This is a genomic window from Mesorhizobium sp. M1227 (assembly GCF_040318315.1).
Taxonomy (GTDB): Bacteria; Pseudomonadota; Alphaproteobacteria; order Rhizobiales; family Rhizobiaceae; genus Mesorhizobium.
Window position 1 is genome coordinate 103,498 of sequence record NZ_JAMYLZ010000004.1, and the last position, 26,241, is coordinate 129,738.

At 60.9% G+C, this 26,241-nt stretch carries 26 protein-coding genes; 24 read left to right on the top strand and 2 right to left on the bottom strand.

Translation table 11 applies throughout. The features are described from left to right. Positions 1–9: 9 nt before the first annotated feature. The 5 genes from NKH28_RS08100 (at position 10) to NKH28_RS08120 (ending at position 4,927) form a co-directional block, all read left to right on the top strand. Complete coding sequence (locus tag NKH28_RS08100) at positions 10–669, top strand: GntR family transcriptional regulator (RefSeq protein ID WP_352470625.1); 660 nt, start codon at positions 10–12, stop codon at positions 667–669. Positions 670–730: 61 nt separating this feature from the next. Next, a complete protein-coding gene (locus tag NKH28_RS08105) occupies positions 731–2,068 on the top strand; it encodes an extracellular solute-binding protein (protein ID WP_352470624.1) in 1,338 nt (445 codons plus the stop codon). A gap of 35 nt (positions 2,069–2,103) precedes the next feature. Next, positions 2,104–3,006, top strand: coding sequence for a carbohydrate ABC transporter permease (locus NKH28_RS08110; protein WP_352476784.1), 903 nt, complete (start codon positions 2,104–2,106; stop codon positions 3,004–3,006). Continuing rightward, positions 3,007–3,828: a carbohydrate ABC transporter permease gene (locus tag NKH28_RS08115; RefSeq protein ID WP_023674179.1), complete on the top strand. Its 822-nt coding sequence runs from the start codon at positions 3,007–3,009 to the stop codon at positions 3,826–3,828. 40 nt (positions 3,829–3,868) lie between these two features. Further along, the gene (locus NKH28_RS08120; protein ID WP_352771655.1) at positions 3,869–4,927 is read left to right on the top strand and encodes an ABC transporter ATP-binding protein; all 1,059 of its coding nucleotides are present in this window, start codon (positions 3,869–3,871) and stop codon (positions 4,925–4,927) included. Between the two features lie 138 nt (positions 4,928–5,065). On the opposite strand, the gene NKH28_RS08125 is transcribed toward NKH28_RS08120, so the two are convergent. After that, complete coding sequence (locus tag NKH28_RS08125; protein WP_352612452.1) at positions 5,066–5,461, bottom strand: hypothetical protein; 396 nt, start codon at positions 5,459–5,461, stop codon at positions 5,066–5,068. Positions 5,462–5,765: 304 nt separating this feature from the next. Between NKH28_RS08125 and NKH28_RS08130 the strand changes: the two genes are divergently transcribed. The 10 genes from NKH28_RS08130 (at position 5,766) to NKH28_RS08175 (ending at position 19,545) form a co-directional block, all read left to right on the top strand. Continuing rightward, positions 5,766–6,860, top strand: coding sequence for an HlyD family secretion protein (locus NKH28_RS08130; RefSeq protein ID WP_352470621.1), 1,095 nt, complete (start codon positions 5,766–5,768; stop codon positions 6,858–6,860). After that, complete coding sequence (locus NKH28_RS08135) at positions 6,857–8,437, top strand: MFS transporter (RefSeq protein ID WP_352612454.1); 1,581 nt, start codon at positions 6,857–6,859, stop codon at positions 8,435–8,437. Before NKH28_RS08130 ends, NKH28_RS08135 begins: the two co-directional genes overlap by 4 nt. 403 nt (positions 8,438–8,840) lie before the next feature. Then, positions 8,841–11,969: a PAS domain-containing protein gene (locus NKH28_RS08140; protein ID WP_352612455.1), complete on the top strand. Its 3,129-nt coding sequence runs from the start codon at positions 8,841–8,843 to the stop codon at positions 11,967–11,969. Between the two features lie 372 nt (positions 11,970–12,341). After that, complete coding sequence (locus tag NKH28_RS08145; protein WP_352612726.1) at positions 12,342–15,179, top strand: sensor histidine kinase; 2,838 nt, start codon at positions 12,342–12,344, stop codon at positions 15,177–15,179. After that, positions 15,176–15,817 carry a response regulator transcription factor gene (locus NKH28_RS08150; RefSeq protein WP_352470618.1) on the top strand — a complete coding sequence of 214 codons (642 nt, stop codon included), beginning with the start codon at positions 15,176–15,178 and terminating at the stop codon, positions 15,815–15,817. The genes NKH28_RS08145 and NKH28_RS08150 overlap by 4 nt, the downstream gene beginning before the upstream one ends. Before the next feature lie 2 nt (positions 15,818–15,819). Continuing rightward, the gene (locus NKH28_RS08155; RefSeq protein ID WP_352470617.1) at positions 15,820–16,209 is read left to right on the top strand and encodes a response regulator; all 390 of its coding nucleotides are present in this window, start codon (positions 15,820–15,822) and stop codon (positions 16,207–16,209) included. After that, positions 16,199–16,882: a response regulator transcription factor gene (locus tag NKH28_RS08160; RefSeq protein WP_031211078.1), complete on the top strand. Its 684-nt coding sequence runs from the start codon at positions 16,199–16,201 to the stop codon at positions 16,880–16,882. The genes NKH28_RS08155 and NKH28_RS08160 overlap by 11 nt, the downstream gene beginning before the upstream one ends. A 560-nt stretch (positions 16,883–17,442) precedes the next feature. Next, positions 17,443–18,423: an alpha/beta fold hydrolase gene (locus tag NKH28_RS08165; RefSeq protein ID WP_502893737.1), complete on the top strand. Its 981-nt coding sequence runs from the start codon at positions 17,443–17,445 to the stop codon at positions 18,421–18,423. A 13-nt stretch (positions 18,424–18,436) separates the two neighbouring features. Next, positions 18,437–18,682, top strand: coding sequence for a hypothetical protein (locus NKH28_RS08170; protein WP_352470615.1), 246 nt, complete (start codon positions 18,437–18,439; stop codon positions 18,680–18,682). Positions 18,683–18,795: 113 nt separating this feature from the next. Then, positions 18,796–19,545 (top strand): glucose 1-dehydrogenase, encoded by a 750-nt coding sequence (locus NKH28_RS08175; protein ID WP_352612457.1) that lies wholly within the window; start codon positions 18,796–18,798, stop codon positions 19,543–19,545. A 266-nt stretch (positions 19,546–19,811) separates the two neighbouring features. Here NKH28_RS08175 and NKH28_RS08180 read toward each other — a convergent pair whose 3' ends face one another. Beyond that, complete coding sequence (locus NKH28_RS08180; protein ID WP_352612459.1) at positions 19,812–20,039, bottom strand: DUF680 domain-containing protein; 228 nt, start codon at positions 20,037–20,039, stop codon at positions 19,812–19,814. Positions 20,040–20,409: 370 nt separating this feature from the next. Here NKH28_RS08180 and NKH28_RS08185 point away from each other — a divergent pair, with 370 nt between their 5' ends. The 9 genes from NKH28_RS08185 (at position 20,410) to NKH28_RS08225 (ending at position 26,208) form a co-directional block, all read left to right on the top strand. Beyond that, the gene (locus tag NKH28_RS08185; protein ID WP_352612461.1) at positions 20,410–21,201 is read left to right on the top strand and encodes an alpha/beta fold hydrolase; all 792 of its coding nucleotides are present in this window, start codon (positions 20,410–20,412) and stop codon (positions 21,199–21,201) included. Positions 21,202–21,267: 66 nt separating this feature from the next. After that, positions 21,268–22,026 carry an SDR family oxidoreductase gene (locus NKH28_RS08190; protein WP_352470611.1) on the top strand — a complete coding sequence of 253 codons (759 nt, stop codon included), beginning with the start codon at positions 21,268–21,270 and terminating at the stop codon, positions 22,024–22,026. Between the two features lie 46 nt (positions 22,027–22,072). Further along, a complete protein-coding gene (locus NKH28_RS08195) occupies positions 22,073–22,474 on the top strand; it encodes a cupin domain-containing protein (RefSeq protein ID WP_352470610.1) in 402 nt (133 codons plus the stop codon). A gap of 51 nt (positions 22,475–22,525) precedes the next feature. Beyond that, positions 22,526–23,173, top strand: a complete 648-nt coding sequence (locus NKH28_RS08200) for an HD domain-containing protein (RefSeq protein ID WP_352681194.1) — start codon at positions 22,526–22,528, stop codon at positions 23,171–23,173. Between the two features lie 266 nt (positions 23,174–23,439). Further along, complete coding sequence (locus tag NKH28_RS08205) at positions 23,440–23,961, top strand: carboxymuconolactone decarboxylase family protein (protein ID WP_352449835.1); 522 nt, start codon at positions 23,440–23,442, stop codon at positions 23,959–23,961. Positions 23,962–24,098: 137 nt separating this feature from the next. After that, on the top strand, positions 24,099–24,536 hold the full coding sequence (locus NKH28_RS08210; protein WP_352612465.1) for a CBS domain-containing protein: 438 nt from the start codon (positions 24,099–24,101) through the stop codon (positions 24,534–24,536). A 127-nt stretch (positions 24,537–24,663) separates the two neighbouring features. Next, entirely contained in the window at positions 24,664–25,398 is a 735-nt protein-coding gene (locus tag NKH28_RS08215; RefSeq protein ID WP_352612467.1) for a sensor histidine kinase, read from the top strand. A gap of 54 nt (positions 25,399–25,452) precedes the next feature. Continuing rightward, entirely contained in the window at positions 25,453–25,734 is a 282-nt protein-coding gene (locus NKH28_RS08220; protein ID WP_352449832.1) for a GNAT family N-acetyltransferase, read from the top strand. A gap of 42 nt (positions 25,735–25,776) precedes the next feature. Beyond that, the gene (locus NKH28_RS08225; protein ID WP_352612469.1) at positions 25,777–26,208 is read left to right on the top strand and encodes a DUF1810 domain-containing protein; all 432 of its coding nucleotides are present in this window, start codon (positions 25,777–25,779) and stop codon (positions 26,206–26,208) included. The last annotated feature ends 33 nt before the right edge of the window (positions 26,209–26,241 follow it).

The following is a 26,241-nucleotide window of genomic DNA, read 5'->3' on the forward strand; positions in this document are numbered from 1 at the left end:
CGAGCTGAAGTGGAAGACGGCAGCGAACCGATCACTCTCCGGGAGAAGGCCTATGCCAGCTTCACGCGGCATTTGCTGGCCCGCGATCTGCGGCCGGGGCAGTTCGTGTCACAGCGCGAACTGGTCGCTTTCACCGGGCTGCCGCTGGGTGCCATTCGCGAGATCGTCCCGCGTCTCGAGGCCGAGGGACTGCTGACCACCATCCCGCAGCGCGGCATGCAGATCGCGCATATCGATATCAATCTGATCCGCGAGGCGTTTCAGTTTCGGTTGTTCATGGAACGCGAGGCAGTGGCGCTATTCACGACCAGCGCTTCTGATGCCGAACTTGCCCGCATGCGGCGCGAACATGAAGAGATGCTGGCCCAAGCTCTCGGGCAGGCACCGACGCCGGAAATGGAAGCCAAGGCCCAGAACATCGACTGGGCGATGCACGACACCTTCATCAATGCGCTCGGCAACGAGATTATCGCCAAGGCCTATCTGGTCAACTCGGTGAAAATCCGGCTGATCCACCAGGAGCGTTTCCGCATCGACGGTCGTGTGGTGCCGGTGATGCGCGAACATTTGGCGGTCATCGAAGCCATGGAGAGCCGCAATCCGCAAAGAGCGGTTGAAGCGATCAGTCTGCATATCGACAATGCGCGCCGGCTGGCGCTCCAGATCTGAGGAAATATAGCCGCGCCGCGGTTTGCGGCGCATCCACAACGACAGCAACCGGGAGGAAGAAATGTCGTCCAATCTGTTCAACCCAACCAGGAGGCAACTCCTTGCCGGAACCGCGGCGCTAACCGCTGCCGGCCTTGTGGGGCTTCGCCCCGGCTTTGCCGCAGGCGTTGACTGGAAACGCTTTGCCGGGACGACGCTTGACGTCAATCTGGTGAAAAGCCCGCGCAGCGACACCATCCTGAAATATCTCGCCGAGTTCGAGGAACTGACCGGCATCAAGGTCAATGCCGAGGCAACGCCCGAGCAGCAGCAGCGCCAGAAGACGGTGATCGAGTTGAGCTCGGGCAAGCCGAGCTTCGACGTCGTGCATCTGAGCTACCACGTGCAGAAGCGCCAGTTCGAGAAGGGTGGCTGGCTGGCCGACATCGCCGGCTATCTCGCCGATCCGTCGCTCACCGACCCGGCGCTGGTCGAAAGCGACTTCGCCGAAGCCGGCATGCTGTTTGCCAAGGACGGCCAGGGCGTGCTGCGCTCGCTACCGTTCTCGGTGGACTACTGGATCCTGTATTGGAACAAGGAGCTGTTCGAGGCCAAGGCCCTCAAATACCCAGAGACCTTCGAGCAACTTGTGGCAGCCGCCGAAGCGCTGACCGACCACTCGACCAATACATACGGCTTCGTCGCCCGCGGGCTCAAGAACGCAAACACGCCGGTGTGGACGTCGCTGATGCTCGGCTACGACATGACGCCGCTAGATGACAAGGGCAAGCTGCGCACCGAGGCTCCCGAGGCGATCGAGGCTGCCGCGCTCTATCAAAGATTAATGACCAAGTCCGCCCCTCCGGGCGTTACCGGGTTCAACTGGGCCGAAGCACAGTCGGCCTTCCTGCAGGGCAAGATCGGCATGTGGCTCGACGGCGTGGGTTTTGCCCCGCCGATGGAAAATCCGGAAAAATCGAGGGTGGTCGGCAAGGTCGGTTACGGCGTGATGCCCAAGGGTCCCAAGGCGCATGCCTCGGGCACCTTCGGCGACGGGATTGGCGTTACCGCCGCCAGCGAGAAGAAGGAGGCTGCCTATCTGTTCTGCCAGTGGGCGGTATCGCCAACCATGGGCGCGCGGCTGTTGCAGGCCGGCGCCGGTGTTCCGTTCCGCAAATCCGTGCTGGAGGATCCCAAGGTGCGTGAAGGCGTCACCATGCCGGCAAGCTGGCTTGATGCCGTGGTCGGCTCGGGCAATATCAGTCGGCTGGCACTGCCGGTCATCATCCCGGTCACGGAATTCCGCGACATCTATGGCGTGGCGCTGACCAACATGATTGCCGGCGCCGATCCCGCCGCGGAGCTGAAGAAGGCCACCGAACAGTTCCAGCCGGTTCTCGACAGGAGCGAGCAGGGCTGATGTCGGCCACCACCCCAGAACAGACCGGGGTGACGATGCCGGTTATCGACGGGAGCCAGACGATCCGGCTGGCTCCCAACTACTGGCCATTCGTCGTCCCCGCACTCGTCGTCGTCGGCGCCGTCATCGTTTTCCCCTGGGCTTTCACCCTGTGGATGAGCGTCAATCGCTGGACGCTCGGCCAGTCGCGGAGTTTTGCCGGGATGGAAAACTATCTCCGCCTGGCCAGCGACCCACGTTTCTGGGAATCCCTTGTTCATACGTTGACCTACACCTTCCTCTCGGTTGCAGCGCCGATGCTGCTGGGCACCCTGGCCGCCCTGATCTTCGATGCCAGGTTTCCGCTGCGCGGCTTGCTGCGCGGCGTCTTCGTCATGCCGATGATGGCGACACCCGTTGCCGTCGCACTGGTTTGGACAATGATGTTCCATCCTCAGCTTGGCGTGCTCAACTACCTGCTGTCGCTGGTCGGCATCCCGGCCCAGGAATGGATATTCAACGCCAACACGGTCATCCCGTCGCTGGTTGCGGTCGAGACCTGGCAGTGGACGCCGCTCGTCATGCTGATCGTGCTTGGCGGGCTGGCCTCGGTGCCGCGCGAGCCCTTCGAAAGCGCCGAGATCGACGGCGCCAATGCCTGGCAGCAATTCCGCTATCTCACTCTGCCGATGATCGCGCCGTTCCTGATGATCGCGGTCATCATTCGCACCATCGATGCGCTGAAGAGCTTCGACATCATCTACGCGATGACCCAGGGCGGGCCGGGAACGGCGTCGGAGACCATCAACATCTATCTCTACAACACCGCCTTCTCCTACTACGATATCGGCTACGGTTCGGCCATGGCCGTGGTGTTCTTCGTCGTCATCGTGGCCCTGTCTTTTGTCCTGCTGATGCTGCGCCAACGCTCGCAGTGGATTGACACGGAGGGCAAATAGATGAGTTCACGGCTGCTCAACCAGATCGGTCTGTTTTTCGCTGCCTTGGTTTTCGTCTCGCCGGCGATCCTGTTCTTCCTCTGGATGATCTCTCTGTCGCTGAAGTTCGAAATCGACAACGGTGCCTATCCGCCGATCCTGATCCCCGAACGTTTCGCCTGGTCGAACTATGTAAAGGTGTTCGAGGAGAACAATTTCCTGCTCTATCTCTGGAATTCGGTTCTGGTGACCGGTACGGCGACCTTACTGGCACTGTTGATCGGCGTACCGGCCGGTTACGGCATCGCGCGGCTCAAGGCCGAGAGATCCGCCGTCGTCATCATGATCGCCCGCATGACGCCTGGGCTATCCTATCTCATCCCGCTGTTTCTGCTGTTCCAATGGATCGGGATACTCGGCACGCTGTGGCCGCAGATCATCATCCATCTGGTGGTGACGGTGCCGATCGTGGTGTGGGTGATGATCGGTTATTTCGAGACCACGCCGATGGAACTGGAAGAGGCGGCCAACATCGACGGCGCCAGCTCCTGGCAGGTTTTCCGGCTGGTTGCCCTGCCCATCGCCAAGCCGGGCATCGTCGTCGCCTTCATCCTGTCCGTGATCTTCTCGTGGAACAATTTCGTCTTCGGCGTGGTGCTCGCCAGCCGTGAGACGCGCACACTGCCGGTCGCCGTCTACAACATGCTGTCCTACGAGCAGGTGAGCTGGGGGCCGCTCGCCGCGGCGGCGCTGGTGGTGACGTTGCCGGTGCTGATCCTGACCATGTTCGCGCAAAGGCAGATCGTGGCGGGGCTGACCGCCGGCGCCGTCAAGGGCGGTTGAGCGCGCGCCCGGACATCACTCTTTTTCCAGGAAAGATCCAATGGCATCGGTAACGATCAACAACGTGCAGAAGGCCTTCGGGGCCACCAAGATCATTCACGACGTCAGCGTCGACATCGCCGACGGCGAATTCGTCATCCTGGTCGGCCCGTCGGGATGCGGAAAATCGACGCTGCTGCGCATGATCGCAGGCCTTGAGACGATCTCCGGCGGGAAGATCGCCATCGGCGAACGCATGGTCAACAATCTGCGCGCGCGGGACCGGAACATCGCCATGGTGTTCCAGAATTATGCGCTCTATCCGCATATGACCGTTGCCGACAACATGGGCTTTGCCCTCAAGATCAAGAAAGCCGACCCGGCCGACACCGCTGGCCGGGTCCGGAAGGCAGCCGGCATCCTCGGCCTGGAAAAGCTGCTTGACCGCTATCCGCGCCAGCTTTCGGGCGGCCAGCGCCAGCGCGTCGCCATGGGCCGCGCGATCGTACGTGACCCGCAGGTCTTTCTGTTCGACGAGCCGCTCTCCAACCTCGACGCCAAGTTGCGCGTCCAGATGCGCGGCGAGATCAAGGCCCTGCACCAGCGGCTGGGTACCACGACGATCTATGTCACGCACGACCAGATCGAGGCCATGACGATGGCCGACAAGATCGTCGTGCTGCATGACGGCCTGGTCGAGCAGATCGGCGCGCCGCTGGACCTCTACGACCATCCGGCCAACCTCTTCGTTGCCGGTTTCATCGGCTCGCCCGCCATGAACTTCATTGCCGGCCGCATCGAGGAGGGCGTGTTCCGCAGCGCCGGCGGGTTGGTCCTGCCGTTGCCGGAAGGCGCCCAGCCCGCGGATGCCGCAGGACGCGAACTCGTCTACGGCATTCGACCGGAACATATCCGGGCGACGGGGCAAGGCGTGCCGGGTACGATCACGCTTCTCGAGGCGACAGGCTCGGAAATCTTCGCCAGGGTCGACTGCTCCGGTGAAGAAATTTCCTGCCTTTTCCGAGAAAGGCTTGCGCTCAGGCAGGGCGAAGGGGTGCGGATCGAGATCGACCGCGCATGTGCGCATCTGTTCGACGCAGCAACCGGTCGGCGTATCTGACCCAATGGTCTGGTGAATGCGTGGTCGGCCTTAGGTCGGCAACGCGAATTCACCGGCGACTTCGATGGCGCGGCCTTCGCGGGCCGATCTCTGGGCGGGCGAGACCCATGACGACGGCCCACCAGCCGTCTTGCAAGGTCACTTCCACTTTGCCTTGTTCGCGCACCGCAGCGGTGAAGCGGGCGTGCTCGAAATAGTCGAACCGCTAGGGTCGCCTGCCTCGATCAGCCGGGGGTCGACGGGAATCTCCAGCAGGCGTGGTCCAGGCGGATTGCGCGGACTGACGATCAACTGGGGCACTGGCGCAGGGCCAAGCTGGGTCGGCCAGAAACGGCCTGGTCCGGGAACCAGACATTCGATCTTTCCGTCGCCGCCGACAGCGCAGAGTTGCTCCTGGTAGCGGCTGCCCTCGGCAAACATGCAGAGTTTCCAGCATGGCGCGCGCGCCGCGAGGGCGCTCTCTGCGATCATTGCTGCCACAGGATGATCCGGAAACGCTTCAAAGTGAATTTTCTCGTGGGCGGTCTTCGGCACTACGGAGATCCGCGCCGGATGTTCGCGCGCCTGAATCCGGCTGACCGACAATACGACCTGTGCTGAGGTTCAGTACGAACTACCGATCAGGGCAGATGGGATGTTCGTCCGCGTGATAGCGGCGAGGCGTGAAATCCGCGATCGTTCTGCAGTTCTGCTTTGCTGCAGAGCCGCAGCTCGACGGAGACGTTCTCGTGAACCTGTACTGCGCACCGTGCGTTTGCAGCCTTGCCGAACATCTCGCTCTTCGGGAGGCGGATACCTCCTTCGATAGCGAGCGCATCGACCGGGTGTCGAGGCAATCATGAGCCGAGCCCGCAAGATCGCAATCGCTATCGTCGCCCTCATGGTGATTCCAATGGCAGCTATTTGGAGCTGGCAATGGTTCACGCGGGGCCGGTTCGAGGAAACGACCGATAACGCCTATCTCCGCGGAGACATTACCAGCATCGCGCCGAAGCTCGCCGGTTACGTCGTCGAAGTCGACATAGACGACAATGCCAGTGTGTCAAAGGGTGCTGTCCTGTTTCGCATCGACGACAGCGACTACAAGGCCAAGGCAGAGCAGGCGAAAGCCAACGTCGCCGCCCGGCAGGCGGAAATCGCCAACATCAAGGCGACCCGTGAACTGCAGGACGCATTGATCGCGCAGGCTGAGGCGCAGAAGCAATCTGCCGCAGCCGACCTGCAATTCGCCCGAGCCAACCTGAACCGCTACGTCACGCTGCAGAAGAACGGGACCGCAAGCGATCAGAAGCTGCAGGATGCGCAGGCCGGCCATGACAAGGCAAAGGCATCGCTGGACGGTGCAGAGGCCAATCTGCTGGCTCAAAAATTGAAGCTCGGTGTCCTGGATGCACAGTTGTCCGGTGCGCAGGCAGCCCTGTCCCAGGCACAGGCAGCGCTCGACCTGGCAATGCTCGACCTGGCCAACACCGTCGTGAGGGCCCCGGTCGGCGGCATCGTCGGTAATCGCCAGATCCGTGTCGGCCGCTATGTCACGCCAGGGACAGCAGCCTTGGACATCGTTCCGGTTAACGATGTCTGGATCGTTGCCAACTTCAAGGAAACACAGCTGAAGCAGGTTGAGATCGGCCAACGGGTCCGCGTCATGGTTGATGAATATCCAGATCTGCAAATCGACGGCCTTGTCGACAGCTTCGCTCCCGGTAGCGGCGCGGCATTCAGCCTGCTGCCGCCGGACAACGCCACCGGAAACTTCATCCGCGTCGTCCAACGTGTGCCGGTCAAGATCAGGATGACGCGCAATCCGTTGCCCGGCCGCCTGGTTCCGGGACTCTCGGCTCGTGTTGCCATCACCGTCGGCACCAGGGATGCTCCGGCTGTAGCGCAGGAAATGCAGACAGGCGGGATTGCGGACGGGCGCTCAGCACAATGATGCACCTCGCCGAAACGGCGGCTGTGCAGCGCCATCCCGGTACATTGCGCGCTTGCTTGATAGCAACCGGCGTCGTGCTGGCCGCCTTCATGGACGCGGTCGCATCCACTGCACTGTCCATCGGCCGGATCGACATGCTCGGCGACACCTACGCAACGTTGGACGAACTGGCGATGATCGACGTTGTTTTCATCGCCGCCAAGCTGACGGCGTTCCTTGTCGCTCCGCTACTTGTGACGGCAGCCAGGCCGACCGCCTGCCTGCGCGCGGCGGTTGTCACCCTTCTGCTGGCATCCGCGGCCTTGACGTTGTCGGTGGACCTCACCTGGATTTGCATCTGCCGCATTGTCCAAGGGCTGGCTGGCGGCACAGTTCTCGTCGCCAGCCAGACACTGCTGTTCTTTCGGTTACCGCACCGGCATCAGCCGGTCGTTCAGGCGGTTTTTGCCGTAGGCGCCGTCATGGCTCCGACGACCGTCACGCCGGCCCTGCAGGGCTGGCTTGTCGACCATCTGACCTGGGAGTGGATATTCCTGAGCATCATTCCGCTCGGCATCGTCTCCCTTGTCCTGTTGGCGGCGGACGGCGATCGGACCTTTTGGCGGAAAACCAGGTTTCCTGCCGTCAGGATATTGTTGCTCGGCATCAGCGCCGCGCTTTTGACCTACGTCCTGCTGCAAGGCAGCAGGTTCAACTGGTTCGACGACACCGACATCACCTTCCTTGCCGCAACCGGTATGACGGCTGCCGGCCTCCTGGCCGTCTGGGAGACCCGCTTTCGTTCAGAAGGCTCACTGCTGGCCATCTCGCCCCTTGGCAATCCGGACTTTCGCTTTGGCCTTCTCGTCAGCTTCGTCGCCGGCTCTGCCCTTTCAGGCAGCGCCTATCTTATTCCGGCTTTTGCCCTCAACGTGCTCGATTTTACCGCGACGGGCGCAGGAGTGCTTCTGCTGCCCAGCGGAGCCATGCTCGCGCTTGGACTTCTGTTGTCCGGCTTCGTCATCCAAAGGACCGGGATGCGCCCGATCACGCTTGCGCCATTTGGCATTCTGCTCTTCGCAGGTGCCATGTGGCTGCTGTCCGCTTCGACGAGCGGTAGCGGATCACCGGACCTGACCCTTGCTCTGCTGCTGCGAGGATTCGGCCTCGGCCTTCTGTTCGTGGCACTGACGCTGGTTACGCTGCAGGGCCTTGCCGCCAATGCGTTGCCGTTTGGCATCGGGCTGTTCAACTTCGGCAAGCAGGTGGGCGGTCTGACCGGCACAGCCCTCTTGCAAACGTATATTGATCACCAGAATGTCCACAACCGGACGATACTGGCGTCCCACCTCGTCAATGGCGATCCAGCCGTAGACCAGCGCTTGAGAGCAACTGCGAACGCTCTGGCGAACAGTGTCGACAGCACTGCGGCGACAAAGGCCGCCCTGCCGCTGCTGCAGCGCGCGCTTGAGAAGCAGGTCGCCACGATCTCGTTCGACGAAGCTTTCTTCGCGCTCGTCCTGCTGTTCGCGGTCGCTGCGCCCTGTCTCATTGTCGCCAAACAATTGCTCGGCCGCCAAGCCGCTCCGCAGAACTAAAACCGCGTCCACGCCCTGTACTTTGGAACAGATGTATTGGTCGGGAGAGGCTTCCAGATTATCTCATGAGCCGTGTTAACCGGACGAGACAGGGATGACGAATGCAGAGGTTTTTCCGGTTTCACTCTGCAGCCGACGAAGAGGCAGCCGAGCGTCTTACCTGTCCGGCTCGTATTCCCAGTGGTAGGTGTTGATGCATCGATCCGCGTCGCTCCTCGCGCGAGGCCATCGTTGGGGCCCCCGCAGCGCGATAACTCCGCGCAATGCATGGATTTCCATGAGATGCAGCCGAGGCATGGCGGAACTAGATTTAGGCGGTGAGTTCGCCTGTCCAGATATTGAAAACAAGTGCTATATCAAGCGCTGACCGTCCCAAGGCTTTTTTGTCCGACAGGAGAAGCCAATGACAGCAGCGTCCAACTCACTTGACGAAATCGAGCCCGAAGCAACGCTAGCGCTGCAAATCATCGAGAGCATGCCCGGCCACGCGTGGGCAGCCGATGCCGCCGGAAGATTCACCTATGTCAGCCCAAACACGCTGACGTTCCTCGGCAACATGCATGAGGATCTCAACACTTCCGAAGACGACGATGATTTCGGCTGGCGTCGAGCCGTCCATCCCGACGATTATGATCCCGTAGCCGCCAGATGGCGGCATTGCCTCGAAACCGGCGATCCCTATGATACCGAGCATCGCCTGCGGCGCGCCGATGGCGTCTATCGCTGGTTTCGAAGCTCAGGACGACCATTTCGCGATAGTCAGGGGCGCATCGTTCAATGGTACGGCACGACAATAGACATTGAGGACCAGAAACGGGCCGAGTCAGCATTGCGTGACCGGGAGCGGGAACTTTCGCAGTTCGTGGACATGGTCCCGAGTCACATCTGGCGGCTCGATCCAGACGGCGAGCCGATCTTCTTCAATGGGCGCATGGTCGACTTTCTCGGCCTCGATGTAGCGGATCTGGACCGACCGGGCATGAGCCGGCTGGCGGTGATGATACAGGCCGCCGTTCATCCGGACGACGCGGCAGCATTCGGCGATGCACTTCGTGGTTGCTTCGCTACCGGTGCGAGCTTCGCCATGCGCTATCGCCTGCGCCGTGCCGATGGCGTCTATCGCTGGATGTCGAGCCGGGCGGAGCCGATGGGCGATGGCGCTGGCCGCATCGTCCAGTGGTACGGCCTCTGTCACGACATAGACGATCAGATGCACGCCGAAGCGGCGTTGCGGCAGAGCGAGCAGCAACTTCAGCACATGATCGACGCCGTGCCGGTCCGCATCTGGAGTGTGATGCCGACCGGCGGGCCGGTCTACTTCAACAAGCGATACCAGGACCATTTCCGCTCCGTTATCGCGAACTTTGACGCGCTCGGCGAGCCGGGAATCGAAACGTTGCTGCACGAGGTGATTCATCCCGAAGATGCGCCCGAGGTGCAGCGCACGTTGCTGAGGTGTTTCGAAACTGGCGGCGGCTCCGCGATGCGGTTTCGCTGGCGCGAAAAAGACGGCACCTATCGCTGGGCTGAGTGCAGGGTCGAGCCGCGACGCGATGACGACGGAACGGTCGTGCAGTGGTACGGGGTTTCTCTCGACATCGACGATGAGGTGCGCGCGCAGGCGGCGTTGCGCAAAAGTGAGCGGCGCCTTCAGCAGCTGATCGACACCGTGCCCGCTTTGATCTGGAGTACGACACGGGAAGGGACGCCTTCCTACGTCAACAAACGGTTCACCGATGTAACCGGGGCCACGCTCCACGACATCACCGCCCCGGACGGCTCGCCGTCGCTGAGCGTGATCCATCCAGACGATATCGACACCGCACGGCAGGCGATCCGCCATTCATTCGCAACGGGCGTGCCTTACGTTCAGAGATATCGCCAGAGGCGGGCCGACGGCCGCTATCGCTGGACCGAGACTCGCGCCGAGCCGCTGCGCGACGAAGATGGCAGCATTCTCCAATGGTACGGCGTGAGCGTCGACATCCATGACCTGGTGACCACGCAAGCCGCGTTGCACGACCGGGAACGAGAGCTCTCGCAACTCGTCAACATGGTTCCGAGCTACCTCTGGCGGCTGTCTCCCAACGGTGAGCCGAGCTTCTTCAACAAGCGCCTGATAGATTTTCTCGGCCTGGACATAGCGGACGCGGAAAAGCCGGACACGAGCCGGCTGGCGGCCTTCATTGCCACCGTCGTCCATCCCGACGATGCAGCCAGCCTGAGGGAAGCACTCGACAGCTGCTTTGCCACCGGCGAGCGATTCTTCATGAAGTATCGCCTGCGCCGTGCCGATGGCGTTTATCGTTGGATGGAGGGCCGCGCGGAGCCGCTGCGGGACCAGGGTGGACGCATCGTCCAATGGTACGGCCTTACGCACGACATCGACGATCAGCTGCGCGTCGAAGAGGCGCTGCGCGAGAGAGAACGGGCTCTCTGGCAGCTCGTTGAAACGCTGCCGGCAATGATCGATTGCGCCGCGCCGGATGGCGAACCGATATATCGCAGCCAGCAGCTCCGCGAATTCCTCGGATACAATCTTGAGGAATTGGACGAAGCGGGAAAGTCCCGGCTGGCTGGCACACTCGACGCCGGTGTTCATCCCGACGACCTGACAGGTGTCAAAGAGAGATATGCCGATTGTCTGTCCACAGGCGAGCCGTATGCGCGACGGCACCGTCTGCGGCGCTTCGATGGTGAATATCGCTGGGTCGAGACGCGCGCCGCGCCGATGCGCAACGCTGAAGGCGCCATAGTGCAGTGGAACGTTATCTGCCTCGACATCGAAAATGAGGTGCGGACACAAGAGGAGCTTCGGCTGGCACAAGAGAGACTTGCGCGTGCGAGCCAGGCGGCGAGCCTTGCCGAACTCTCCGCATCCATCGCTCATGAGGTGAACCAGCCGCTGGCCGCCATCGTCGCCAACTCCAACGCATGCCACCGTTGGCTGTCCGCCGAGCCCCCGAACGTCGAGCGCGCGAAGATCACGGCCGAGCGTATCATCCGCGATGCCAACTCGGCGGCGGATGTCGTCAGCCGCATCCGTGCCTTGTTCAGACCTTCGCTTGAAATGAGAACCAGCACGCCGATCCCCAGCGTCGTTGCCGAAGCACGTGACCTTATGGCCGAGGAAGCCATGCGGCGTCGCGTTCGCATGGACATCGACGTCGAAAGCAACCTTCCGCTCGTTGCGTTCGATCGCGTCCAGATCCAGCAGGTCCTGGTCAACCTCATTCGCAACGGCATGGAGGCGATGGACACCACGGCGGGCGACAAGGTTCTTGCAATGCGCGTGCGCCGGATAGAGGACACGATCCAGACCGAGGTCCGCGACCGAGGCCCGGGTATCGAACGTCCCAACAAGATATTCGAGCCGTTCTTTACAACGAAAGGGAACGGAATGGGCATGGGGCTCGCGATCTCCCGTTCGATCATCGAGTCTCACGGCGGACGCCTTTGGGCGGAGAATAGCATGCCGCGTGGGGCGACATTCATCTTCACCCTCCCGGTTGAAGCGAAAGCTGCGCAATAACTGGCGGCGCTCAGTAAGCGCTTGGTTTTTGGCTCTCGGTGAAGGGGCGCCGCCGCCCCGTGCAATGCATGGATTTCCATGAGGTGCGGTTGGGGCGTGGCGGGATTAGGGTGGCGACGTGAGTCCGTCAGCCCAGTCCAGCTATCAAGAGCAAGTGCTACACGAAGCGCCGACAATCTCCAGAGTTTGTTTGTCCGTTAGGGGCACCCGATGACGATAGCGCCCAACTCACTTGGCGAGACCGATTCCAGCGCAACGCTCGCGTTAGCGCATGACTTGAACCGATCCGGACCGGGAAGTGGCCGACCTTTCGCGACGAATGAACCGGGCCTGATTCGCGGCAACATGATCAGCGATCTTGGAAGAGGCAGGTTGTCGCGCGTCTGGTCGCACCGTCCCCAATTCCTGCATCTGGGGCTTTTTATTACGGCCTATGTCCTGGGCTGCGGCTTCGCCCAGTCGCTCGCAATCATACCTGGAACAGGGATTTCCATTTGGCCTCCGAGCGGGCTTTTCATCGCTACTCTTGTCTTCGCCTCCAGGTATAGCTGGCCGTGGTGGGTGCTGGGGGCCTGTGTGGCAGAACTGTTCAGCAACTTCTTGTGGTTCCACACTCCGCTGCCCGCAGCCTTCCTGATCTTTGCCGGCAACGCTCTTGAAGCGGTATCCGGCGCATGGCTTGTGAACCAGACCTGCAAGCGCCCAGTTCGGCTGGAAACGTTGCGGGACGTTCTCGCATTCGTCGTACTGGCCGCTGGAATTGCGCCAGTTGCAAGCGCAACGGTGGGAAGTGCGGCGCTTGCTTGGTTTGGCATACAATCGCAAACCTTTGTGACGGCTTGGCCGCTGTGGTGGATCGGAGACGCGACGGGAGTCCTGATCGTAGCGCCACTGGCGCTGGTCGTGTTCCAGAACTGGCGCGGCAAAGCGCAGCTCTCGGCAGCGCGATGGATGGAAGCTTGCGTCCTGGGGCTGATCTTTCTTGGTATCGCCGCCCTTTCCTTGAGCGGCTATCTGCCCTTCGCCTACATCATCATGCCGCCTCTTCTTTGGGCCGCGGTGCGTTTTGAGTTCAGAGGCGCCGCCGTAGCATTGACCGTCCTCGCTCTGATCACGGCGGTATTCACGATATCCGGCGCCAGCCAATTTGCCGGCGATCCCGAGTCCCAGAAGCACAACCAGATCATGCTGCAGCTTTTTCTGGCCATCTCTGCATTTTCGGCGCTCGTCGTGGCCGCCATTTCCAGGCAGCATCAGGCGGCGGTGCTCACTTTGCGCCAAAGTGTGGAGACCTTGCGGGAGCGGGAGCGAGAACTCTCGTTGCTGGTCGAAATGATCCCCGCTCACATCGCCCGCATGGCGCCCAACGGCGAACCAACCTTCTTCAGCAAGCGCACGACAGACTATATCGGCCTCAACGACATCGCGGACTGGGACGAGCCGGGCACGAGCCGCCTGGCGACCTTGGTCGCGGCAGCCGTCCATCCCGACGATGGACCCAGGATGAGAGAATGGCTCAGCCGCTCGCTCGCCACCGGCGAACCCTATCCCATAAGGTATCGCCTGCGTCGCGCGGACGGCGTGTACCGCTGGAGGGAGGGCCGCGCCGAGCCGCTGCGGAACCAGAGTGGGACGATCGTGCAATGGTACACGGCCAGCATCGACATCGACGATGAGGTGCGCGCGCAGGAGGCATTGCGCGACCGGGAGCGGGAGCTCTCACAGCTTGTCGACATGGTTCCGAGCCACGTTTGGCGCCTGACGCCGGACGGCGAGCCGACCTTTTTCAACAAGCGAATGGTCGACTTTCTCGGCCTTGACGTAACGGATTTGGACAAACAGGGCATCAGCCGGCTGGCGGCGATGATAACGGCCATCGTCCATCCGGACGACGCAGCAGCATTCGGCGATACGCTCAGTCACTGCCTCGCCACCGGTGAGCGCTTCTCCATGAGGTATCGCTTGCGCCGCGCCGATGGCATCTATCACTGGATGTCGAGCCGGGCGGAGCCGATGCGCGATCACGCTGGCCTGATCGCGCAGTGGTACGGCCTCTGTCACGACATAGACGATCAGATGCAAGCCGAAGAGGCCCTGCGGCGGAGCGAATTGCAGCTTCAGCAGATGATCGACGCTGTGCCGGTCCGCATTTGGAGCGCGGTGCCGACCGGCGGGCCGGTCTACTTCAACAAGCGATACCAGGACCATTTCCGCGCCGTCATCGCCAATTTCGAAACACTCGGAGAGCCGCGCATCGAGGAATTGCTGCAAGAACTGGTTCATCCCGAAGATGCTCCCGAGGTGCTGCGCACGTTGCTGAGCTGTTTCGAAACAGGCGGCGGTTCCGCGATGCGGTTTCGCTGGCGCGAAACAGATGGCTATCGCTGGGCGGAGTGCAGGGTGGAGCCGCGGCGTGATGAAGACGGGGCGGTTGTGCAATGGTACGGGGTTTCCCTCGACATCGACGAAGAGGTGCGCGCCCAGGAAGCGCTGCGACAAGCCTCCGACAAACTCGCGCAAGCCACTCAGGCTGCAAGTCTCGCCGAGCTTTCCGCTTCGATCGCGCACGAGGTGAATCAGCCGCTGGCCGCGATCGTCGCCAATTCCCATGCATGCCACCGTTGGCTGTCCGCCGCCCCTCCGAACGTCGAACGCGCGAAGATTACGGCCGAGCGCATAATCCGGGACGCCAATTCGGCGGCGGACGTCGTCGGCCGCATCCGCGCGCTGTTCAAGCAATCCACCGAGACGAGGACCAATGCGACGCTCAGCAGTGTCATCACAGAGGCACGCGACCTCGTGGCCGAGGAAGCGATGCGGCGGGGCGTTCGCACCAGCGTTGATGTCGGACGCGACAGTCCGCTAGTCGCGTTCGATCGCGTCCAAATCCAGCAGGTTCTGGTCAATCTCATCCGCAACGGCATGGAGGCGATGGACTCTGGTGCGGATGACGGAGTTATCAGCATCCGCGTGCGCCATATCGGGGATGTTGTCCAGACCGAAGTCAGAGATCGCGGCCGGGGCATCGAGTTTCCCGACCGGATATTCGAACCGTTCTTTACCACGAAAGAGCAAGGGATGGGCATGGGACTAGCGATCTGCCGTTCGATCATCGAGTCGCACAGCGGGCGTTTATGGGTCGAGAAGAACGAACCACGTGGAGCGACGTTTATCTTCACGTTGCCGATTGAAGCGAAAGCGGCGTCATGACGACGGACGGCCAAATTGTCTTCATCGTAGATGACGATGAACGCATTCGGGAGGCGCTCAGCGAGCTGCTGGCTGCACACGGCATGTGTGCCGTAGCGTTCGGATCGGCGGGCGATTATATCCGCGCTGACAAGCCGGACGTCCCTGCCTGCCTCATCCTCGATATCGAGTTGCCGGATATTAACGGCCTCGATCTGCAGCGGCAGATTGCCGAGGGCGATCATCCACCGATCGTTTTCCTGACGGGACATGGCGATATCCCGTCCTCGGTGCGTGCGATCAAGCACGGCGCCGTGGATTTCCTGACTAAGCCCTTCAGCGATGCAGACCTCATGGCCGCAATCCATGCGGCGATTGCCCAGGATCGGGTACAGCGATCGGAGCGCGCCGAGCTGGGCGTGTTGAAGCAACGTTATCTCGAGCTGACGCCGCGCGAACGTGAGGTGCTGCCGCTGGTGGTCAGCGGTCTGCTCAACAAGCAGGCGGCCGCTGAACTGGGGATCAGCGAAGTTACGCTGGAAATTCATAGAAGGAACGTCATGCAGAAGATGGTCGCGGCGTCGCTCGCCGACCTCGTTCGCATCGCCGAGCGATTGGGAATACCGATCACGCACTCGCGCCGGGCAGGGGGGAACTGAGGGTGAGCAAGCGGAGGCCTGTCGTGGCGATTGTCGACGATGACCCAAGGCTGCTCGAGTCGCTGGAGGACCTTCTGGAGTCCGCCGGCTATGTGGCCCGCAGCTTCTCGTCGGCAGGGTCGTTACTGGTCAGCGGCCTGTCTGGATTGGACATGCTTATCACCGACATCGGGATGCCCGGCATGGACGGCTTTGAACTTCGCGACTTGGTCAAGAAGGCGCGTCCGGATCTGCCTGTGTTCCTGATCACCGGCCGCCACGAGATAGTGGATCAGCACCGCGCCAAGGGCATTGGCAGGCTTTTCCGCAAGCCGTTCGATGGCCAGGCACTGCTTGCGGCGATCGGCGACGCTTTGCGCAACCCAGAAACGGAGGCTAAACATGAGAGTTGACCAATTGCCCTTACCGAGATCGACGCCGTCATCACAGCAGCGAAGGGCTGAAGCCGAGCAGCCGCTGGTCATTATTGTCGATGATGATGCCTCTGTTCGGGAGGCGCTGTCTGAATTGATCCTGTCGGCGGGTTTCCTGCCGGTGTGCTTTACCTCAACCCGTGAATTGCTTGACGCCGACGTGTTGGAGAGCCCCGGCTGCTTGATCCTCGACGTGCGCATGCCAGGGACGAGCGGTCTCGATCTGCAGCACCATCTTGCGAAAAACGGCAACCCCAAACCCATCATCTTCCTGACCGGGCATGGCGACATCCCGATGACTGTCCAGGCGATGAAGGCCGGCGCCGTGGACTTTCTCACCAAACCGGTGCGGGATCAGACGCTGCTTGACGCTGTGATCGCCGGCATTGCGGTGGATGCCAAGCGGCGGGCGGATGCCGTGATCGTCAAGCGCAACATCGAGCGCGTCGAGACGCTGACGCCGCGCGAGCGCGAGGTCCTGCGTGAAGTGGCGCGCGGGCGCCTCAACAAGCAGATCGCCTTCGACCTCGGCATCAGTGAAGTGACGGTCAAGCTTCACCGCGGCAATGTCATGCGCAAGATGGAAGCCGCTTCCATCGGTGAGCTGATCCGGGCGTGGGAAACGCTGCCCGCGCCGATGCGCGAGGTCTAGAATTTGGCACAAGCCGATCCATGCCCCATCCAATAGGATCGCCCGGCGCGCCGGGCCATTTCAGGTGCTTTCTCAGCGCGCCCAGGCCTTCCTGCCTGTTGATACGCTCGTCCTGCTGCGGGTGATCCTGATGTACATCGGTGGTCCTGTTTGGTGTTTCGCGGCAAGGCCCGCGCCAAACATCGGTTACTACTGAGCGGCGCTCTTTGGCAGCGCCAGCCTGACCGAAAAACGCGCAACATTTCATGCAACAGCAACTGACGCCGGCCATGCCGCGTCGGTCCCCGCGCCGCTACCCAAGCCTAATTGACGTGTGTCTATAAGAGCTTGCCTTAGCCCGGCCCTATCTTCGGCGTGCCTGCCCTGCACCTTGGCATCGTATGACAGATGCCTCCGTAGAGTAGGTTCGCGGCCCGGATCGGTGCATCCTGTTCCTCGCAAGCCATCACGACCGTCGCGTTTCTACCGCTCCTCGCTCGCTCCTCCCCGAACGCGACCGCTCAGGCCGACTCGACGGTCGTGATGGTGAGCAGGACGTTCAAAGCACATGGATGGACACGATGAACAAAGACGGACTTTTCTCCGTCGGCGGATCTCGCCGCGATGTCATGTTGGCAGGCCTGATCTCTACGGCAGCCGCCGGACTGCCCCGCGCTGCTTCGGCAACGAGCCGAAAACAAAACCTTCCCTCTTCCCCCTCAATCAAAGGAACCAAGACGATGAGCACCATCACGACCAAGGATGGCACCGAAATCTACTACAAGGATTGGGGCAAGGGTCCTGTCGTCACGTTTTCGCACGGCTGGCCGCTGAATTCCGACGCCTGGGACGGCCAGATGCTCTTTCTTGCCCATAACGGCTTTCGCGTCGTTGCGCATGACCGGCGCGGCCATGGCCGATCGAGCCAGGCCACGTCCGGCAACGACATGAACGGCTATGCGGACGATCTTGCAGCCGTGATCGAGGCGCTGGATCTCCGGAACGCCACGCTGGTCGGCCATTCGACCGGAGGAGGCGAGGTTGCTCGCTATATCGGACGGCACGGGACGAAGCGGGTGGCCAAGGCTGTTCTTATCGCCGCTGTTCCGCCGATCATGGTGAAGACGCCGGCCAATCCGGAAGGCCTGCCGATCGAGGTATTCGACGGCATAAGGGCTGGCCTCGTCAAGGATCGGTCGCAGTACTACCGGGACCTCGCACCGTTGTTTTATGGCGCGAACAGGCCAGGCGCCAAGGTTTCCCAGGGGACTCTGGATCAGTTCTGGCTCTGGAGCATGCAGGCGGGTCTCGTGAACGCGTACGAAAGCGTCAAGGCGTTCTCCGAGACCGATTTTACCGAGGACCTCAAGAAATTCGACGTACCAACCCTCGTCCTGCATGGCGAAGACGACCAGATCGTCCCCGTCAAGGACTCGGCAGTCAAGTCGGCCCGATTGATCAAAGGCGCAAAGGATATCTATTACCCCGGCGCGCCCCACGGGATCACGGCCACGCACCAAGATCAGGTCAATGCTGACCTGCTCGCCTTCATCAAAGGATAGCTTCTGTCGGCTCATGTCCCGGATTGTGGAACCGAACCACTGCGCCATCGAGCTGGAGCGCTGGCAGGGGCGCGAAACATATGCTGCGCCACGGCTGCCACTCGGGCAACTGCGCCTGTGCAGCCCGGAGGCGATCGCCGGCGTTCGACACTACGTCGCGCTGTCGGGGGTCGCCGCCGCGCGCTTGTTCTGCCTTGATGGCCAAAGCGCTCTCCAAGACGTCAAACTGGCTAAGCACCGGGAGTTTATCAATCGCTAGCCGTTTGCGATTGCCGCTCATTTTGGCGGTCTCAATTAGGCGTGAAATTTTCTTGGCCAGCAGTTGCGACTATCGCAGCAGCACCGGCGCTATTTTTCGGAGGCAGGAACGAAATGGGCGTACTCTTGGGCAAGATCGCGGTGGTCACCGGCGGGAACAGCGGGATCGGACTATCGGCTGCAAAAATCTTTGCGGCCGAGGGCGCGCAAGTCGTCATTACCGGCCGCCGGCGGCAGGCGGTCGAGGAAGCGGTCGCACAGATCGGGGCAGGCGCGCTGGGCATTCAGGGAAATGTGGCCGAGGTGTCGCACCATGACGAGGTAGCGCAACAGATCCGTCAGAGGTTCGGGGCGCTCGACATCTATATGGCGAACGCCGGCATAAACACCATCACGCACTCGGCCGACGTCTCCGAGGCGGAATATGATGCGCAATTTGCCGTCAATACGCGAGGCGTCTTCTTCGGCGTCCAGAAGCTGATTCCGATCATGCGGAATGGCGGCGCAATCATCCTCACAGGCTCGCTGGCCAGCGAGAAGGTTCTGGACGGTCATGCTGTTTACGCGGGCTCGAAGGCGGCCATAAATGCCTTTGCGCGCGCTTGGGCGATCGAACTGAAGTCTCGCGGCATCCGGGTCAACGTGCTCAGCCCAGGTCCGGTGGATACGGCTATTCTCGATAAGCTAGGCATACCGTTTGAGCAGCGCGGGCTGTTTGAAAAGGCGATGGCAGAGGCAATACCCCTGGGCCGGATGGGGCAGCCGGAAGAGCTGGCAAAAGCCGCCCTGTTCCTTGCCTCGGACGCGAGCAGTTTCGTAACGGGCATCAATCTGCGGGTCGACGGCGGGATGGCAGTGCTCTGAGCCACGACTGCGATGTCGTCGCGCCAATAGACTTCCGAATAAATGGCTGAGCAATCGGTCATCCTCAAGACGATTTTCCGGGAAGCTGCCGCACGAGTCGCGCCAAATAGGTCGGAGGCGAGACGTTTTGTCGACGTGCCGCAAATTGAGCCACGTAAGCAGCAAGTCGCATTACAGGGATCGACGCGCAAGAGAGAAGTCGGCTCGCCGATACGGCGGAAGGACCGAGGTCTCGCCCCGGTCCTTCAATTTTCTGTAGGTCGGGATCAGTGACCCCAGATGCCCTGGCCATATTCATCGTTGGGAACAGTCGGCTTGCGTACGGTTTTCGGCACCCCGATATCATTGTTCATTTTTTTGATCGAGGATGTATACATGTTGTAAGACGCAGTCGCAGGCTGCTGGGATCCGTTTGATCCATAGTGGTCGCTTCCGGCAGTGGCGCTTCCTGCTGTAATAACAAGCACGGCGACAGCAAGGACTGTCATTTTCATTTCAGTAACTCCATTGATGTCTTGGATGGTATTCACCCATACAAATATAAATGTCGTGACGCAGCGACACGATCAGACGGTCCGGCTGTTTGATCCATACGAAGGCATTGGGCGATTCAGGCCGAAGGCCAGGGACTATGTCGTTGACGAGAGGAGGCTTTGCGGCGCGCCCTCAGTGTCTGTTCCGGCGACCGCCGACAATGCACACCCGGCATAGATACCTCAATTTGCTGCAGGGCACCTGATCTCCCCGGTGACCTACCCTGCACCTTGGCATTGTATGACAGACCCTTCCGCACAATAGGTTGGCGGGCCGCGTCGGCGCATTCTCCTGAGCATTGGTCACCACAGGCGACACGGGAGAAAGCAAATGCGAAACATAACTCGAGTCCTGGCCCTCACCGCAGCGCTTGCCGCGTGGGGCGGCGGGATGGCGCAGGCCGCGAATTCTCAGCCCAAGCCGACGATCGTACTGGTGCACGGCGCCTTCGCGGAATCGTCGAGCTGGGATGCAGTCATCACCAAGCTCAGCAAAGACGGTTATGTGGCGATAGCCGCAGCTAATCCGCTCCGCGGCGTTGCCAGCGATGCGAAAGCAGTCTCAGCCATCGTCCGGTCGGTTTCCGGGCCGGTCGTGCTGGTGGGGCATTCCTATGGCGGGCCCGTCATCACCGAGGCCGCCAATGGCAATCCCAATGTGAAGGCGTTGGTCTACGTGGCGGGTTTCGCGCCCGATACGGGCGAATCGAGCCTTACGTTGTCCAGCATGTTTCCCGGTAGCACCTTGGGGAGCGCGCTTGCTCCAGTCGTGTTGCCGGACGGCGGACAAGACCTCTTCATCGAGCCGGCCAAGTTCCGCGCGCAGTTCGCCGCCGACGTTCCGCAAGAGCAGACTTTGCTGATGGCTGCCACTCAACGCCCTGTTGCGCAGGCGGCTCTGGCTGAAGCCTCGGGCGTCGCCTCATGGAAGACGCTGCCGTCCTACATGATCTACGGCTCGGATGACCGCAACATCCCGGCAGCCGTCATGAGCTTCATGGCCAAGCGTGCGCACGCGGTAAAGACCGTCGTCATCGAGGGTGCGTCCCACGCGCTCATGGTTTCGCATCCCGACGAGGTCACGTCACTCATCGAGGATGCTGCTGCATCGGTCAGTCAGTAGCAGGCCGGAAACGCCCAGCATCCGATCGAGCAACGAAAATAGACACGCAACACCAGGAGACCAGACATGAAGATCGTCGTCATCGGCGGAACCGGGCTGATCGGTTCAAAGACCGTGGAGAGACTGCGAAACAAAGGCCACGACGTACTTGCGGCGTCGCCGAATTCGGGCGTCAACACCGTTACGGGAGAGGGTCTGGCGGCCGCGCTTGCCGGTGCGCAGGTCGTCATCGACCTCGCGAACTCGCCGTCGTTCGAGGAAAAGGCTGCCCTGGAGTTCTTCTCGGCATCCGGGCGTAATCTTTTTGCCGCCGAAACGGCCGCCGGCGTCCGTCATCACGTGGCGCTGTCGGTCGTCGGTACCGACCGGCTGCAGGGCATGGGCTATTTCCGCGGCAAGTTGCTTCAGGAAAAGCTGATCAGGGAGTCCGGAATTCCCTACACCATCGTTCACGCCACTCAATTCTTCGAATTCACCGCCGCCATCGCAAACACGGGCGCCGTCGGGGATACCATTCATATGTCGCCGGCCTACTTCCAACCCATGGCGGCTGATAATGTTGCCGATGCGATGGCGGACGTCGCGCTTGCCGCGCCGTTGAACGGCATGATCGAAATTGCCGGCCCGGAGCGTGTTCGCATGAGCGAACTTGTCGAGCGCTTCCTGAAGGCCACCAAGGACCCGCGCAAAGTCGTCCCGGATCCCGGCGCGCTCTACTACGGCCAAGTGGCAATCGACGATCGAACGCTGGTGCCCGGCGAGAACGCGCGCATCGGCGCCGTGCGTTTCGATGATTGGCTCAGCCGATACACACCACCGAAGTAAGTAATCATCGGATAGGCCCGCCATTCGCACAACAAGGAGACCAGACATGATCAAAACACTTCTCTGCGCCGCGCTCACCGCCGCTTCCGTCACCGCAGCAATGGCCAATGACGCCGCCAGCGTGAAGCTTGTCTACGACCAGGCTCTGCCAAACGTGCCCGGCAAGAGCATGAAAGCCGTGCTCGTCGAGTACGCGCCTGGGGGTACGTCGCCGGCTCATACCCATCCCAAATCCGCGTTCATCTATGCCACGGTCCTGCAGGGGGCGATCCGAAGCCAGGTCAATGACGGGCCGGTGAAGACTTATCGCGCCGGCGAGAGTTTCTCGGAATTCCCTGGCGACCGTCATGCCGTCAGCGAAAACGCCAGCAAGACGGAAGGCGCTCGTCTGCTTGCTATTTTCGTCGTCGACACCAGCGAGACGGAACTGACGACGAACGCGAAATGAAATCGTAGCCCCCAGGACCATCGGGGCGTACGCGAAGGGACGGTCAGTGACATGAATTCGATCGCCATCCGCACACTTGCGGGGATTTTGGTCCCCGATACTCCGCTTGTTGGCCGAGCGATCGAACATGCCCGCGCTCGATGTGAACCCTACCTGTTCAACCACGTGGTCCGATCCTGGCTTTTCGCGGCCCGGATCGGACAGATTCAGAATATCCAGCACGACGCGGAGGTTGTTGCGGTTGCAACCCTGTTGCATGACGTCACGCTCAATGAGGACTTCGCCGGGCCGCGCCGTTTCGAAGTGGAAGGCGCCGATCTCGCCCGCGCCTTCGTTCGGGAGGGCGGCTTCGACGAGCGGCGCGCCCAATTGATCTGGGACAGCGTCGCCCTCAACTCGACGCCGTCGATTGGCCTCTACAAGGAGGCTGAGGTGGCGCTGTGCACAGCCGGCATCTGCCTCGATGTCGTCGGCTTGCAATACAGCCTCGTTTCGTCAGCCGAGATTGCAAAGATCGTTGGCGAATTTCCGCGCCTCGGGATGAAGCGGCGGATGACGCGATGCTTTTGCCATATCGCCGAGATCAGGCCCGAAACCACCTACGACAACTTTGCCCGGGACTTCGGCGAGCGCTTTGTTTCAGGCTACAAGGCGACTTCGGCAGTTGATCTTGTGATGAACGCTCCCTTTGAAGAGTGAACGCAGTTTCGATCCAGGTTCTATCGACACCGGTCGGTTCAGCCTTGCCCTTCAAGTGACCCAAACGCTGTGCGTCTGTCGGATGCATGCGGCAAAGCGAATTGCCGAGGGCAGCGGTCAGGTGCCAATTTCCACCTCCTATACTTCGGTTTAGGCGCCCCAGCCCAATCGAGTGGCAATACATATCATCGGCACGATAGCAACAGTTCCTCTCATCGGTCATCCTTACGCTGCAATGGATTGCAAACACCTCAAGGAGATAAGTAATGAATATTGCAGCGCCACCGGTCGCTCCGAAAGGAAAAGCCGTCGCCCAACGCGCGAGTTATGCGGAGCAGTCGCCGGAACTTCTAAAGAAATTTATTGAATTTCTTGGTGCGACGCGAGAGGGGTCGATCGAAGAGCCAATCCGCGACCTTGTTGCAGTCCGAGCCGCGCAGCTGAACGGGTGCACCTTCTGCCTCGATATGCACGTCAAACAGGCGAAGATCCATGGCGAGCGCGAACTGCGCCTTTACCACCTGGCAGCCTGGCGGGATTCGACCTTGTTCGTTCCTCGCGAGCGCGCAGCCTTGGCATGGACGGAAGTCTTGACCAAGCTGCCCGAGCAGGGTGTCCCCGACGAGATCTACGATCGAGTCAGGTCGCAGCTTTCCGAGAAGGAAATCTCCGATCTGACCTTCGTTGTCATGGCGGTCAACTCTTGGAACCGTCTGAATATCGGCTTCAAACCCGTCCCGGGCTCGGGCGATGCGAAGTTTGGCCTGAGCAAAGCAGCACTGAGCTAATCTTTGGAATGGGTCAGAATGGCGCTTGTTTGCGCGCCATTCTGACCGGCCGGACGAAGGCGCCGAGCTCGGCAACCAACACTGGAACCGATCCCAGCCCCGCGGCCGCGGCCGCGAGGCGCTCTCAGGAGGGCGTCATGCGAATTGACAATCTGCATCCAGTAATATCGGCCCGTCTCATGGTGGTCGATGTCGACGCTCCACTCCGCAGTGCGGCACTCTCACTTTCCAGGCCCGCAATAGGCCTGGTCGTGGTGTGCCACGGCAGTGGGGAGGCGGCAGGCGTGCTGAGCAAGTCCGACCTTGTCCGCCATCTGGCGAATTCAGGGCCAACAGAAGCGCCGATTGCGGCTTTGATGAGCAGGTCCATCGTGTCCTGTGGTCCCGATGATGATCTTCATTCAGTCTGGCAGACCATGGCCGCGCAAGGCCTGCAGAATGTGCCGGTGCTCGGGGCCGACTCGAAACCGCTAGGCGTCCTCGATATCCGTGATGCGATGAAGGCGCTCTTCAAACAAGAGGAACTGCAGGAACGGCTGCTTGCCAACTACATCAGCGGGATCGGCTATCAATAGAGCATCGTCTCGCGATTGAATATACGGAAGTATGTATCGGCGTCTTCTTAGATATAATGGAAAATAAAAGCCATAAATTATAGCGTGTTGAAGCCAATAGGTGCCGACTTAGCCAGCGGGGAACGAAATGTTTCGTCCGGACATAAAAGAAGATGTCTTCGACGGCCCGCCCGATGGCCCTGGAAGTGGTATGTCCGTGCAAATGTCGACGGCCGGCATCGTCCATGACCTGGGCAATCTCATTCAGGTCGCCTCGTCGGCGTTGAACCACCTGGCCCGCGATCCGAGCATCCAAGCGGCTCCGGCGCTCGGGCCTGTAATAGCCGGCGCCAAGACGGCTTTGGAGCGGGCTGGTGGCCTTGTCCGGCAAACCATCAGCCTGGCCCGAGAGAGCCACGCGGAAATCGAATACACAAACGTAGGTGCTTGCCTGGCTGAGATCGAAACCCTCGTACGGAGCGCCTTGGATGCCAATTTCGGTCTTGAGCTTCGGGTTGGGTCCGACCTGCCTTTGGTGAGATGCGATCGCTTTGGATTGCAAAATGCGGTTCTGAATCTTCTGTTCAACGCGCGCGATGCAATGCCTGACGGCGGTTTCATCTCGATCGATGCCGGCTTGGCCTCTGAAAACTCTGCCGCCGGTCAGGTAGACATCCGCGTCGCGGACAACGGTATCGGGATGACCAGCGAGACGATGGTCTGCGCCTTCGATCCGTTCTTCACCACCAAAAGCGAAGGCCTCGGCGGCGTCGGTTTGCCGATGGTGAAGCACTTTGCCGAGCAATCAGGCGGAAGCATCGATATTCAGAGCACACTTGGGGCAGGCACGACCGTCACTCTGCGGTTGCCTGCGATGCGATAGCGGCCCGCCAATCTGCCTCCGGTGACAAACGTGACATACAATCGAGAGATAAAGATGGATGCACAAGTCGTCGAAAACGTCCAACAGCACCGTTTCGAGCTGCCGATCGCCGGCGATATGTTTGCGGCGGCCTATTATCGGCTCGAGGGCGGGAAGGTTGCGCTGATACACACCGAAGTCCCGTCGGAATTTTCCGGACAAGGGATCGCGTCGCAATTGGCCCAAGGAACCTTCGAACTGCTCCGCAAGACCGGCCGTAAAGCGATCTTGAAATGTCCCTTCATGAGCCGCTTTTTCGCCAAGCACCCGGACTATGCAGATGTCGTCGGCGGCTAGTCATGGGCACGAATGTTGAGGGTTTCCCAAGGATCTATCCAAATGCCTGACGAGTATGATTTGCAGAGATTCGTCAGCGCACAGGATCCGGTCTACGACGACGCGCTGGCCATTCTACGTCGAGGGATGATGTGCACTCCCTACATGGAGTTCATCTGCCCAAGGTTGGCCACAAGGCGAAGTGGTACAGCGCCTGAGCCATATGCAATCACATCGCTCGACGAAGCCAGCGCCTATCTCTCGTTTCCGATCCTCGGAGGCCGTTATCGGGAATGCGTTGGCACCCTGCAACGGCTCTCCGGCCTAAGCGCTCGCGCTGTCTTCGGTGACGTTGATGCGAAGAAGTTGCACGCGTCCCTCACGCTGTTTTCCGAAGCAAGCAACGACGAGTTCCTGCTCGAGACAATCTTCGACGTCTGGTTCGACGGTTTGCTCGATGAGGAAACGATGAACGATCTCTACTTGATGTCGTAGTGGTCTGCCTGCGCCACCCGGCGTAAAGCTGTC